This is a genomic window from Moraxella lacunata, from assembly GCF_900453205.1.
Classification (GTDB): Bacteria; Pseudomonadota; Gammaproteobacteria; order Pseudomonadales; family Moraxellaceae; genus Moraxella; species Moraxella lacunata_B.
The window spans coordinates 423,621-436,987 of the sequence record NZ_UGQU01000001.1 but is presented as its reverse complement, the minus strand read 5'-3'; the positions used below and the strand labels follow the sequence as shown (position 1 = coordinate 436,987).

13 protein-coding genes are annotated in these 13,367 nt (G+C 46.7%); 10 read left to right on the top strand and 3 right to left on the bottom strand.

What is annotated here, in order from left to right:
* Positions 1-118 precede the first annotated feature (118 nt).
* The 10 genes from DX073_RS02175 (at position 119) to DX073_RS02135 (ending at position 7,474) form a co-directional block, all read left to right on the top strand.
* Positions 119-1,168: an RluA family pseudouridine synthase gene (locus DX073_RS02175; RefSeq protein WP_115006330.1), complete on the top strand. Its 1,050-nt coding sequence runs from the start codon at positions 119-121 to the stop codon at positions 1,166-1,168.
* Between the two features lie 24 nt (positions 1,169-1,192).
* A complete protein-coding gene (locus DX073_RS02170; protein ID WP_115005100.1) occupies positions 1,193-1,990 on the top strand; it encodes a purine nucleoside phosphorylase YfiH/LACC1 family protein in 798 nt (265 codons plus the stop codon).
* Complete coding sequence (locus DX073_RS02165; RefSeq protein ID WP_115005098.1) at positions 1,987-2,922, top strand: bestrophin family protein; 936 nt, start codon at positions 1,987-1,989, stop codon at positions 2,920-2,922. Before DX073_RS02170 ends, DX073_RS02165 begins: the two co-directional genes overlap by 4 nt.
* Before the next feature lie 118 nt (positions 2,923-3,040).
* The gene (locus DX073_RS02160) at positions 3,041-4,567 is read left to right on the top strand and encodes a helicase HerA-like domain-containing protein (protein WP_404932918.1); all 1,527 of its coding nucleotides are present in this window, start codon (positions 3,041-3,043) and stop codon (positions 4,565-4,567) included.
* 22 nt (positions 4,568-4,589) lie between these two features.
* Positions 4,590-4,877 (top strand): YeaC family protein, encoded by a 288-nt coding sequence (locus DX073_RS02155; protein ID WP_115005096.1) that lies wholly within the window; start codon positions 4,590-4,592, stop codon positions 4,875-4,877.
* Positions 4,878-5,538: 661 nt separating this feature from the next.
* Positions 5,539-5,649, top strand: a complete 111-nt coding sequence (locus DX073_RS14460) for a type II toxin-antitoxin system Phd/YefM family antitoxin (RefSeq protein ID WP_220186700.1) — start codon at positions 5,539-5,541, stop codon at positions 5,647-5,649.
* Positions 5,643-5,786, top strand: a complete 144-nt coding sequence (locus DX073_RS14990; RefSeq protein WP_404932908.1) for a type II toxin-antitoxin system Phd/YefM family antitoxin — start codon at positions 5,643-5,645, stop codon at positions 5,784-5,786. Before DX073_RS14460 ends, DX073_RS14990 begins: the two co-directional genes overlap by 7 nt.
* Positions 5,776-6,036 carry a Txe/YoeB family addiction module toxin gene (locus tag DX073_RS02145; RefSeq protein WP_115005094.1) on the top strand — a complete coding sequence of 87 codons (261 nt, stop codon included), beginning with the start codon at positions 5,776-5,778 and terminating at the stop codon, positions 6,034-6,036. Before DX073_RS14990 ends, DX073_RS02145 begins: the two co-directional genes overlap by 11 nt.
* Positions 6,037-6,095: 59 nt before the next feature.
* On the top strand, positions 6,096-6,605 hold the full coding sequence (locus tag DX073_RS02140; protein WP_115005092.1) for a peptidylprolyl isomerase: 510 nt from the start codon (positions 6,096-6,098) through the stop codon (positions 6,603-6,605).
* A 65-nt stretch (positions 6,606-6,670) separates the two neighbouring features.
* A complete protein-coding gene (locus DX073_RS02135) occupies positions 6,671-7,474 on the top strand; it encodes a UDP-2,3-diacylglucosamine diphosphatase (protein ID WP_115005090.1) in 804 nt (267 codons plus the stop codon).
* 305 nt (positions 7,475-7,779) lie between these two features.
* Here DX073_RS02135 and DX073_RS02125 read toward each other — a convergent pair whose 3' ends face one another.
* The 3 genes from DX073_RS02125 to DX073_RS02115 form a co-directional block, all read right to left on the bottom strand.
* A complete protein-coding gene (locus tag DX073_RS02125; protein WP_115005086.1) occupies positions 7,780-10,302 on the bottom strand; it encodes a lipase family alpha/beta hydrolase in 2,523 nt (840 codons plus the stop codon).
* 112 nt (positions 10,303-10,414) lie between these two features.
* Positions 10,415-11,263, bottom strand: coding sequence for a tetratricopeptide repeat protein (locus tag DX073_RS02120; RefSeq protein ID WP_115005084.1), 849 nt, complete (start codon positions 11,261-11,263; stop codon positions 10,415-10,417).
* Positions 11,264-11,429: 166 nt separating this feature from the next.
* Positions 11,430-13,280, bottom strand: a complete 1,851-nt coding sequence (locus DX073_RS02115; RefSeq protein ID WP_115005082.1) for an ABC transporter ATP-binding protein — start codon at positions 13,278-13,280, stop codon at positions 11,430-11,432.
* Positions 13,281-13,367 lie beyond the last annotated feature (87 nt).

The following is a 13,367-nucleotide window of genomic DNA, read 5'->3' as shown; positions in this document are numbered from 1 at the left end:
AAATTTGAAATAGTTTACCACAAAATTTTAAGAATGAACAACACCAAAATAAAATCGGCTATTTTTCACAAAAAATGCTAAAATGGCTTATTTTTTTTCCAAGTATTTAAACATAATCATGAGAGAGCATGCTTTTAATCAGACCGCCAATGATGATTTAGCTGATTTACCCAATTTATCCAGTTTAAATGATAATGATGATGAATTTGCTGAGACAGACTCGCCAAGTCCACTGATAAAAAGCCACACGGTTGGCGAATCTGACATCGGCACACGCCTAGATAAAATCGCCACCGATGTGTTTGACGGCTTTTCCCGAGTGCAGATACAGGGCTTTATTGATGATGAAAGTCTGCTTGTCAATGATGCGCCCCAAAAAAGCAAATACCGTGTCAAATTGGGCGATATTTTGACCTTGTCCGCCACGCTTGACAATCACAGCGAAGATTTGCCCGAAAATATCCCCCTTGACGTGGTCTATGCTGATGATGACGTGATTGTGATCAATAAGCCTGTCGGTTTGGTTGTCCACCCTGGGGCGGGCAATCGCACAGGCACGCTGGTCAATGCTCTATTGTATCATTATCCTGATAATGCCCACCTGCCACGGGCGGGACTCGTGCACCGCATTGATAAGGACACATCGGGGCTACTTATTGTCGCACGCACCAAAACCGCCCAGCTTGATTTGACCGAGCAACTAAAAGACAAATCAGTCTATCGGGAGTATCAATGTATCGCCACAGGCGTGCCAAGCGACATCTTACGCCATGCCACGATAGACGCACCGATAGGGCGACACCGCATTCATCGCACCAAGATGACGGTAACGGACGGCGGTAAACCTGCCACCACGCACATCATCTCTGCCACGCCACTGGGTACGCATTATAGCTTGCTCCATGTTCGCTTGGAGACGGGGCGTACCCACCAAATCCGTGTACATCTGTCGCATGTCAGTCATGCCCTGCTTGGCGATAAGGTCTATGGCGGACTGCCCAAATCGGGTCTTACCCCCACCACTCGCCAAGCGGCGATAGACTTCCCCCGTCAAGCCCTGCACGCCCATAAACTTGGCTTTATCCACCCGACCACGGGCAAGGCGTTGGTATTTAGCCGTGATATGCCGTATGATATGGTTAAGATGATTGGGATTTTGCAAGAATAATTTTATAAAATTAACAGGATTATCATGTTTGATATATTATACCAAAATGACCATGTACTTATCGTTCAAACCCATGCAGGCGAGTTTGACAAATGGGACGATGATTTATACGGTTCATTTAACACAGGATTGCACGTTGGCGATGACAGCGAGCAAGTTTTGGCAAACCGCATGACTTTACTGGATAAGTTAAATAAACTGACAAATGATAAAATAAGCCAAATCCACTGGCTAAACCAAATCCACAGCGACATTGTGGCACACGCTAGCTGTGCCATATCCCCCCAAGACGCAGACGCATTCATCACCGACAAGGCAGGTGTGGGACTGTCTATCATGACCGCCGACTGTGTGCCGATTGCTCTTTTTAATGATGATTGTGTGGATAATGAGAATAGCCAAATCGCCTGTATTCATGCAGGTTGGCAAGGGCTAACCAAAGGCATTATTAAAAATACTTATGAAAAGTTTACCAATAAAACCAACATCAAAGCCGTCATCGGAGCGTGTATCAGCCATGATAATTATGAAATTAACAAAACCCTAGCCCATGACATCATCAGCCAAGTGAGTGACAAAAAGCTCGTGGCATTGAGATTTGATGAGTTATATCAACAGATTATCACGGATAAAGATGATGATAAATGCTTGATTGATATTGTAAAATTAACCAAATTACAACTGTCCCATTTAAATATTACGGTCATAAACGATACCGTTCCGTGTAGTTATGCTAACCCCAAATACTATTCATACCGCCAGCAAACCCACGCCAAAAAGTCCGCCACAGGACGTATGGCGACTGTGATTGTTAAGTTATGATAGTCCGTGATAAACACAACAGCCTAAAACTGCTGTTCATGTGGCATGGCACGATACTGCCCAAAGTGCTACCGATGATCATCCTGCTTATGGCGGTGTCTATGATAGCGTGGGGCTTGTCGCATTATCAGCTCTACACCGTCAAAAACGTCCCTGCGGTCGGCTTTACGGTGTTTGGCGTGGTGCTGTCCATCTTTTTGGGATTTAGAAATAACGCTTGTTATGATAGGTGGTGGGAAGGGCGAAAATTGTGGGGTGCTTTGATTGCCAACACCCGTCATCTGAGTCGGGACAGTCATTTTTTACATGATGATGACAGGCGAGCGATACTCGTGGATATGCTGATTTTTGTCAATTTATTTAGAGACCGCCTACGTCATCAAAAACTGCCCGTGGAGAGATTTGCCGATTATCTGGATATTGATGATAAAGATAAAGATGAGTTAAATATGCTCATTCGTCAGCACATCAATGTCCCACAGGTGGTGTTAGAGCGAATGCAACACCGTCTTATCCATGCTGTCAAATCAGGACAAATCAGCGACATCATCTACACCAGTATCCAACGCCACATCATCGAAATAGGTAATATCCAAGCAGGGTGCGACCGTATCAGTAGTACGCCCTTGCCACTCGTTTATTCGGTGCTACTTCATCGGGCGGTGTTTTGTTTTTGCTGGATGTTGCCGTTTGGTATTGAGTCGGTACTGGGGATTTGGACGCCGTTTTTGGTGGGACTGCTCGCCTATATGTTTTTGGGGCTAGACGAGCTAAGCAGTCAGCTAGAAGAGCCGTTTGGCATGGCACAAAATGATTTGCCCTTAGATATGATTACACGGCTGATAGAGCGTGAGACTTTGGCTCTTATGGGCGTGGCGACGGATGATTTGCCACAGGCGATGGGCGATGATGGGCGGTTTAATTTTTTGTGATACAGTCAGATGGGCATTTACTTGGGATAAAATTTACTTTATTTTAAAAGATAAGTATAATGGCTGTTTGCATAACTCACCAAAATTCATCCATACTTTTACACTTACCAAAGGGCACATTATGACCACATTTCTCATTGCTCGCACGATTGACACCGCCAGCCAAATGAATCTCTTAGGCAACATGGCAAACCGCCATGGACTCATCGCAGGGGCGACAGGCACGGGTAAGACCGTCACGCTTAGAACCATGGCAGAGGGTTTTAGCCGTGCAGGCGTGCCAGTTTTTTTGGTGGATGTCAAAGGCGACTTATCAGGGCTTAGCCGTGCAGGCGTGGCAAGCGGTAAGATTGGCGAGCGTATGCAAGAATTTGGCATGACCGATGACTATCTAACAGGATTTCCTGTGCGGTTTTGGGATGTGTACGGCAAAGACGGCATTCCCGTGCGTGTTACCATTAGTGAGATGGGGTCAATGCTACTGACTCGCTTGTTAAACCTAAACGACACCCAAGAGGGGCTACTAAATCTCGTCTTTAAGGTGGCAGATGACAACGGGTGGCATTTGCTAGATTTAAAAGATCTAAAAGCCATGCTCACTCACGTTGCTGATAACGCCAAAACCTATCGCACGCAGTATGGCAACGTTTCGCCAGCGAGTGTCGGGGCGATACAGCGTCAGCTTTTACAGTTAGAGAGTGAAGGGGGCAATGACTTTTTTGGCGAGCCTGAGCTGAACCTAGAAGACTGGGTGCAGACCGAGGGCGGTCGGGGCGTGATTAATATCCTAAATGCCCAAAAGCTCATGCTCTCGCCCCGTCTGTACAGTGCGTTTTTGTTGTGGTTTTTGGCAGAGATTTTTGAGAGGTTTCCCGAAGTGGGCGACCTTGACAAGCCCAAATTTGTCTTATTCTTTGATGAGGCTCATCTGATGTTTGACAATGCGTCATCGGCTCTGACAGAGCAGGTGGAGCAGGTGGTCAGACTGATTCGCTCTAAGGGGGTGGGGGTGTATTTTGTGACCCAAAACCCGCTTGACTTGCCCGATGCGATATTAGGACAGCTTGGTAATCGTGTTCAGCATGCCCTAAGAGCCTTTACCCCACGAGACCAAAAAGCAGTCAAAGCGGCCGCTGATACGTTTCGTACCAACCCAAATTTGCACGTCGCCAGTGCCATTACCGAGCTTGGTGTGGGCGAGGCACTTGTCTCATTTTTGGATGAAAAAGGCATGCCAAACGTGGTCGAACGTGCCTACATCCTACCGCCTGCGTCTGCCTTGTCGCCTTTGACAGTCGAAGAGTGCCGAGCCAGCTTTGAGTCGGATGTGCTGTATCGCTATTATAAAGATAGCGTGGACAACCATTCGGCATTTGAGGCTTTGGCACAGCTAGAAGCCGAACAGCTTGCCCAAAAAGAAGAAGCAGAACAAGACAAGGCAAAAAGCCAATCAGTCCAATCATCAGACAAAAAAGAGCTGGGGGTGTTAGATGGTTTTATTGGTGGTCTGTCAGGTGGGCGTAAAAGTCGCAATCAAGGCATGGCGTATGACGTGGCGGACGCACTGGGCAGTCAGTTGAACAAGCAAGCAACCCGAGCAATCAGCCGTGGACTGATGGGTGTGATAAAAAACTTACTTAAATAATCCAAAATCAAAAAGGTTAAACATGAACAAACAAGACATCCTAAACAGCCTAACCCCCGAAATCGTCGCCAAATTCCGCACTGCCATTGAGATTGGCAAATGGGATAATGGCGTTCGCCTAACGGACGAACAACGCCAAACCTGCATGCAAGCGGTCATGGTGTGGGAGCATGAGTACCTGCCCGTAGAAGAACGCACAGGCTATATTGAAAAGCCTAAGGATGATAAGGGGGCAACGGTGGGTGAAGAGTGCGATGTTGAGCATGAACATCATTATCCCAATGCCGAGCGACCTGTGAAGTTTAAGTGAGACGGGTTTAAACGAGTATCGTCACGTTCTTTTGTATTTGGTTTAGGAGTGTGTTCATGGCTGTTTTTGAATCAACAATGTTTCATGGGTCAAACCCTTTTGGCTCATGCAGTATAAAAGAAATTGAAAGTAAAACCTATTAATAAAATATGCCGTTTAAACAATGATGAAACATCTATTCATCATATGTATGGATTGCATAACATTCAACATTGTTTGATAAATGCCAAAGATGGAAAATTGTTCTTTGCTGACGACAGTTTTGGCAGTGAATTTTTTTTATTGATGTACACCCAACCAACTTGATATTTACCATGCCCCTACGCCACATCATAGTATTTGTAGTAATTTTAAAGTTTCTTGGGTATAAATAGCTCTAAACAATATGGAAGCGTTTATTTTATTGATGGCGAAACAGAAGTGGCGACTTTAATAAAAAAATGCTTTCATGAGTTTATTACATCATTGGTTGCTAAGAATGTGTATATTGAAAATTTGATAGTAGTCCAAAAAGTATGCTAACTAGGTTTTCCGTTCGCCACAAGCTTGCCTGCGGGTCGGTTTCCGTCATGGGCAGGCATACTCACCACGAACGAAAAACCGTGGTGCTTTTTCATTTTGTAGAGTGTAATAGTGTAATAGTGTAATATAGGAGACTATCATGCAAGTGATGAATTATAGCGAATTTCGCCAAAACCTAGCCTCTGCCCTTGATTATGTTCAAGACAGCCATGCCCCTGTGATTGTCAAACGTGACATTCTGCGGTGGTGATTAGTCTTGATGAATATAATGCTTTTAAAGAAACAGATTATCTATTGTCAAACCCTGCTAATGCTGAACACCTTATGCGTGGCGTGCAAGCGGTAAAAAATCATCAACTTACCCAAAGGGATTTGATTGAGGATTAGCTGGTTTGATGAGGTATGGGATGATTATTTGTACTGGCAAAACCAAGATAAAAAGACCCTAAAACGCATAAATGCACCAATTAAAGATTGTCAGTGTAGCCCGTTTGAAGGCATTGGCAAACCCGAACCATTAAAATACAACCTAACAGGCTATTGGTCAAGACGCATTGATGATGTCAACCGCTTGGTTTATTGTTATGAAAATGAAACGCTCATTATCATTTCATGCCGTCATCATTATGAGGCTTAACAATTTATCAAATTTTTGCTATAATACTCGCCAATTTTCACTTTTTATAAGGAATCCCCATGGATATGCCTGTTGTACAGTTTGACACCACGCACGGTGCGATTGTTATTGAACTAAACGCCGAAAAAGCCCCTGTTACGGTGGCAAACTTCCTTGACTATGTCGAAAGCGGTCATTATGACGGCACGATTTTTCATCGTGTGATTGACGGCTTTATGATTCAAGGCGGCGGTATGGACAGCGACATGAACGAAAAACGCACCGGCACGCCAATCAAAAACGAAGCCGACAACGGTCTAAAAAATGACATCGGCACCATCGCCATGGCTCGTATATCAGACCCACATTCAGCGACTGCTCAATTTTTTATCAACGTTAAAAATAATGACTTTTTGAATTACAGCAGTCCAACGCCACAAGGTTGGGGTTATGCGGTGTTTGGTAAAGTAACGGACGGCATGGGCGTGGTCAATCAAATCAAAGGCGTACCCACAGGGCGTTATGGTTATCATTCAGACGTACCGACCACACCGATCGTCATTAACTCTGCCAAAGTGATTTCTAAGTAATTAGCCGTTATTTTTGGTTGTAAGGGCGAATCATTTTCGCCCTTTTTATCATTTTAAGCCTTGCCATGCAACAATTTGACCATTTATTAACCACCCGCCCCCATGATATTAGTACGGTATTTGTCAGCGACTTGCATTTATCAAGCGACACGCCTGCCCTAAATCAAGCGTTTTTGGCACTCATCAAGGATTTGTGCGTTTTGCCAAATTTGCAAAGCCTTTATATTTTGGGCGACTGGCTGGACGGTTGGATTGGCGATGATGATTATTTGACATTGTCCGATGACAAAAAAGCACGGCATTTTTTAACGCCCATTTTACACGCCCTAAAAACCCTATCTACAAAAACCGCCATTTATGTCATGCATGGCAACAGAGATTTTGCCATTCGTCAAAGTCTGTGCGATACCTTTAACGGCAAACTTATCAAAGAACCGCACTTTTTGACACTTTCAAATGGCACGCATATCCGCCTAGAACATGGCGACCGCCTGTGTACCGATGATAAGGCGTATCAGCGTTACCGCAAAATTATCCAAAATCCTGTTATCTCGTGGCTTATTTTAAAACAACCACTCGCCTACCGCCAACGCCTCGCCCAAAAAATCAAAGCCAAATCCCAACATGACAAACACCAAAAATCCACCACCATTATGGACGTAAACACGCAAGCGGTCAATCACGCCATGCAAACGTGCGATATCCTACTACACGGACACACGCACCGCCCTGCCGTGCATACATTGGGCGATAAAAAACGCATGGTGCTTGGCGATTGGCGATATAATAATGACAAAGTGCAAGCAGTGATTGGGGCGGTGGATGATGAAGGCGTGGGGCTTTGGGTGTTTGATTGGTTTGTAAAATAAACGTCATTGTCAAATTTATATAAGTCATGGATTTATCAAGGGCGAATGTGATTCGCCCCTGCGTCTCAAAAAACTCCCAATCATCAAAAAATTACCATATTAGGGCGTGCCTGCCCTTTATAACACTATTTACAATATAGAAATATTTTACAAATAAATCAATCGTTTTTGCATGAAAAATGGCTAAATCTTGTTTTTCATCGTCAAAAACTGGTCTGATAGAACGACTATCAGCCTGCGTTTTTTCCTTGAAAAACGTGCGATTTCCCCTATTTTTCATTGCAAATACAAAAGGCAGGCACACCCTAATTGAGATTGGCGTTTGTCTCTTCTTCTTTAACGATTTTTTCGTCAATGTCATCTGTTGTGGATTTCCCACTTTCTTTATCTTGCTCATCTTTCCTGTCTTGCTCGTCTTTTTCGGCATTTACCACATCTGTTGTCGCATGGTCGCCATGACGTGCCAAATGCTCGTGTAGGATTTTGCGTAATTGCAAAATGGTTTTGGGGTTTTCGTGAATGTTGTGTCCGCCCGTGACGACTGTTTCGCTGATTGCCCCGTCTAGGTGGGAGCTGTCATAGGGGACGATGCCGTCAGAGAGATTTTGCCCGACCAGATTACCCTGCAAGTTCTCGGCATTGCCAACACGGTCGCCCATGATGGTGTGATAGGCGACATTGTCATTAATGGTTAGCTCTTTGGTAAGTTTTATAAAGGCGGATTGGTCGGAGAGCTGGCTTGGTCCATTTTGTAGGTAGAGTGAGCCGATGGCACTGTTTTGGAGTTGGGTGTTGTCCACTTGTCCGCTGTTTATGATGGTGCCAGTCACAGTTTTGGTGATGTCTAGGGGTAGGCGGACGACACGGCGGGCAAAGCGGGTAAACCAGCGGTCGGCATAGTCCGTGCCTGCAAAGGGGGCGGAGATAAACACTGCTGTATCAACCTGTGGCAGGGCATGCAGGGCAAAGCGGTTGTTAAAATCTTCTTGGTAAGTATCTGCAAGTAGCTGTCTGATTAGGGTATTGTCATGGGGGCGGGTTTGGTTGTTGGTGATTTTATTTAGGTCGCCATCATCCATGCCGTCTATATGCGTGGCATCAACCAATTTGTCCAAATCATCCAATTTACCCAAATCATCCAATCGGGGTAACAAATCATCATCGGAGACAAGCATTCTTGCCATGATACCACCCATGCTATGCCCGATAATCACGCTATGCTGGCTGGCAGGATGGGTGCCGTCAGGGTCGGTGAGTGCGTAGGCGGTGTCGATGACTTCACGGATTTGGTAGCGGTTTTCGAGCATGGGCAGGTTGGTGGCGTAGAACACTTGCCATACTTGGTAGTTGTCACGCAGGACGGGGTCGGCAAAGAGATTGTTGGTGAGATTGACCCATGTGGCAGGGCTAGACGCCAAGCCATGTATCATGATGATGACTTTTTGGTTGGGGTCGTAGGGCTTTAACATGAACAGTTGGGGCAGGGCGGCGGTGTTTTTGTTTAGCATGTTTAAAATACCCACACCTTGTAGTTGGTTCTCGGCAAGCCATAGGGCGTACCCTGCTGAGAAGTTTGCCGATAGGGGGTAATTTTTGCCCAAAATCTCAATGTCTTTGGTTTTATAAGGGTTAAAAAAATGCACGTCTAGCACGTTTGCTGACAGCACGTCAGGCAAGTGCGTGCCTTGGGGCTTGACCACGCCTGTCAGGAGCATGTGTCCTGTGGGATGAATGCGACTGGCGATGCTGTCAAGGTCTTGGCTAAGCAGGGGGTTATTTGCTTTGATGTTTTTGGTGGGGTTGTCGGTTGGGTTATCGGCAGGGTCAGCGGTAGGGCTGTCGGTGGCGTGACTGATGCGTGGTTCGGTGGACTGGTTTTGACCTACCAGTTCTCGCAGAGTAATCATTGGGCGGTTGGACAGCACGCCCACATAAGGCACACCCAGACCTGCTCGGCTACTGGTGGTATTTAAGTCTGCCAAACGTGAGTCATAAGCTGAGACTAGGTCAGCAAGTAGGTGCTGATTTTGTGAGCTTACATCTAGATTTGCCATGTAGTCAGGGTCATGGGCAAGGTAGAGATTGACGGTGATGTCATCACTGTGGTAGCTGTTGGCAAGAATATGACCGTAGTCACTGGTGGGGGTGAGATGAAAGCCCTGCTGATGAGCGTCGGCAAAAGCCCCGTTTTGGGCTTGGTAGAGCTCGCCAATCAAGGCGTTGCTCGCCACATGGTACAAGTCCTGAGCCTTGATGTCGCTCTCGGTGACTAGGGGTGATGTGGTCTTTTTTCCTGTTAAGCTGTCATAAAACAGATAGGCATAGCTGTGGTTAATGCTTGCCTTAATGGCGTCTCGCTTGGCAGATAGGCAGGCGTGACGTTCCTTTTGCTCATCGGCTTGCTCGCTGGCGGATAGGGGGGCATTGGCATAATAAGGGTCTAGCGGTGGACGGGTTGGGCTTTGACAAGCGTCCTGCTCGCCAAGGCTTAGGGCTTTGGTGTAGTATAACTCAGAGAGTAGGGCAAGGGTGGGTCTGGCGATGTGCTGGCGGTCATTGACGGCAACTTGTGGATTACCAAAGGCAAGCACTTCTTTGACCTTGTCCAAACAGTCATCAAAGGCATTCATGCACTCATCTTGGGTCAGACCTGATGACAGTAAGATGCTGCTTGCCACGGCACTGATTTGTGGGCGGGTGGTGATGTTGGCACGGTGAGTTTCGATGATTTTGGATTGGATTTGTTTGGGCTTGTGCAGCGTGCTACACCCTGTGATGATAAGGGTTAGGGTAAGGCTTAGGGTGCTTAGCGTAAGTTTGGTGGTCATATAGGTCTTGTTGTATTAATATTTTCCCGATAATTTTACATAAAAAATCCATCAAAAGGAATCTTTGATGGATTTATTTTTAAAAATCTAAGCGGATATTTTAAGCAAGTATTTATTGATTACTGGCTAATTGTAATGGCTTAACATTGATGTTGTCGTTTTTGATGTTCCAAATATAATAACCGCCATTTTCAACGATACGAACCTGCTCGGCAATCTGAGCATTGGTCGGGTGCTGACTTTGCAAGGCTTTTAGGCGAGATAATGCCCCTGCGTGGTTGTCCGCCAGTAGCTCGGCTTGGGCGAGACTCTGTTCGGCTTCTAGATAGCCAAGACTGGCAGCTTTTTGTAGGTATTTTTGCCCTTCAATAAAGCCACCACCTTCACTAATCATCATACCGTATAGGAAGTTGGCTTCGGCGTTATCAGGAGCCAAAGCGATGGCTTTTGCCATGTATTTATTGGCACGTTGGGTGTAGTCAGTGCCGATGTTTAGGTTGCGAGCCATGCCGTTGATTTTGGCAGCACGCAAAATGACATCAAGGCTTGCGTCATTGGCATTGGCATAAGGTTCTAGCCAGTCGGAGAGATATTTGACGTTCTCGCTGGTGACAAACTCGGCGGTACGATTGGGAAAATTTGGTGGATAGTGGCGAGCGTTAGGGGCGACATCATCAATAAAATCATCAATCAAGCTCACATCAAGGCGAGTGCTACCGCTTTGGTTGGCATTGATGACAACGGTGGCAATGCGATTGACGTTAGAGATATTGGCACTGATGGATGGCACGCCTGCCACAGACTGACTAAGTAGGTTGGCGGTGTTGGCATGGGAGATGGGTGTGGTTAGCTCACCACGCATGGCAGGGGCGATTCCTGCTGTGTTTGGCTGAGCCATGGCAGGCAGGACGGTCAAGGCGATGGCACCAAGTGCTACTTTGTAAAGGCATAGGGTTTTCATGGGGTTCTCTTTTTAAAATCTTAAAATAAAGGTAAATTTTAAAAATTATAAGAAATTTACCTTAATCATCTATATGTATTGGACGCTGTTTTGGTGGTAAATTGTTACAGGATTGTCAGTTGTGTTACACTGTGTAGTTAAGTATGTTTGACTGGGGCAGGCATGCCTACATCTCACCCAAAAATCCGCCCGACTGTCTTGCCCATAGCTTGGCATAAATCCCGCCTTGGGCGATGAGTTCGTCATGACTGCCCATCTCAATAATCTCGCCTTTGTCCATCACCACAAGCTTATCAAGACTGGCGATGGTGGATAGGCGGTGAGCGATGGCGATGACGGTTTTGCCTTTCATCATCTCATCTAGGCTTTGGGTGATGGCATGTTCCACTTCGCTGTCTAGGGCAGATGTCGCTTCATCAAGCAGTAAGATGGGGGCGTTTTTGAGCATAACCCGAGCGATGGCGATACGCTGACGCTGACCGCCTGAGAGTTTCACGCCACGTTCGCCCACTTCGGTGTCAAGCCCTGTGTTGCCGTGTTTGTCTTCTAAGGTCTGGATAAAGTCCCATGCGTGGGCAAGGCGTGCCGCTGCGATGATTTCATCATCGGTCGCATCAGGTCTGCCATAGGCGATGTTCTCACGCACGGTGCGGTGTAGTAGGGCGGTGTCTTGGGTGACCATGCCGATGTTTTGGCGGAGTGATGTTTGAGTAACGGCACTGATGTCCTGCCCATCGATGCTGATACTGCCCCCGTCCACGTCATAAAAACGCAGTAGTAGATTGACAAGACTAGACTTGCCCGCCCCCGAGCGACCGACCAGACCGATTTTCTCGCCTGCTTGAATGGCTAGGTTGAACTTATCAAATAGGGCAGTTCTGTCTTCGCCACGCCCGTAGTTAAAGGTCACGTCATTAAACGCAATCTCTCCCCTTGCCACCACAAGCTCACCAGCATCAGCCCTATCCGTGATGGCGTGGGGCGTGGTTAGTGTTCTCATGCCATCCTGCACCGTGCCGATATGCTCAAACAGGCTTGCCATCTCCCACATAATCCACTGAATCATGCCTTTTAGACGCAGGGCGATACCACTTGCCACCGCAATCGCCCCAACGCTTACTTCGCCCATCATCCACAGATACACACCGATGGCGGTACTGCCGACTATCATGATAAGCGAGAGCGTCTCGGTTGTCGTCCCTAGGATGGACACCCACCGCATTTGGGCATGGACGGTAGTCATGAACTCGCTCATGGCGGATTTGGCATAGGACAGCTCACGGTTGGAGTGGCTAAACAGCTTGACCGCACTGATGTTGGCATAAGCATCGGTCACACGTCCTGTCATCAAGGCACGAGCGTCGGCTTGGTTACTGGCGGTCTCACGCAGGCGAGGCAGGAAAAATTTCATCATACACGCCACACAAATCAGCCACGCCACAAACGGCAAAAACAGCCAAATATCTAGCCCTAATAAAATCACACCACTGGTGACCAAATACGCCACGACAAACGACACCATCTCTGCCATGGTCATAATCGTATCACGCACCGATAGGGCGGTTTGCATGACTTTGGCGGAGACACGCCCTGAGAACTCATCATGATAAAACTGCATGGACTGTCCAAGCATGTGCTTATGAAACCACCACCGCAGTCGCATCGGCATGACCCCTTGCAATACTTGAAAGCGGATTAAGTTGCCGATAAATTCGCCAAAAATGGACAGCACGCACAGCCCCAAAATCAGCGTAATGGTTGCCCCTTTTTCTTGCCATAGAGTCTCGGGGGTATAGACGGTCAACCAGTCCACGACATCGCCCGCCCATGCAAATAACAGCGAGCTAAATATGCCAAGCAATATTGATAAAACAATACGCACCCCAATCCAAAATCTCGCCCCTTCGGTACACGCCCACAAAAACCCAAAAAACCCACGCTGACTGGGGTCGGGAGTAGGCATCGGACTGTCGGGGTAGGGGTTTAGGCGGTTTTCAAAGTAGCGAAATAAAGACATGGTTATTATTTATAAATTATGAAAGGGAAAAGTGGCAAATTGCCAAAGGTGTAATGTGGGGTTTATGGGGGTATTATTCAATATCAA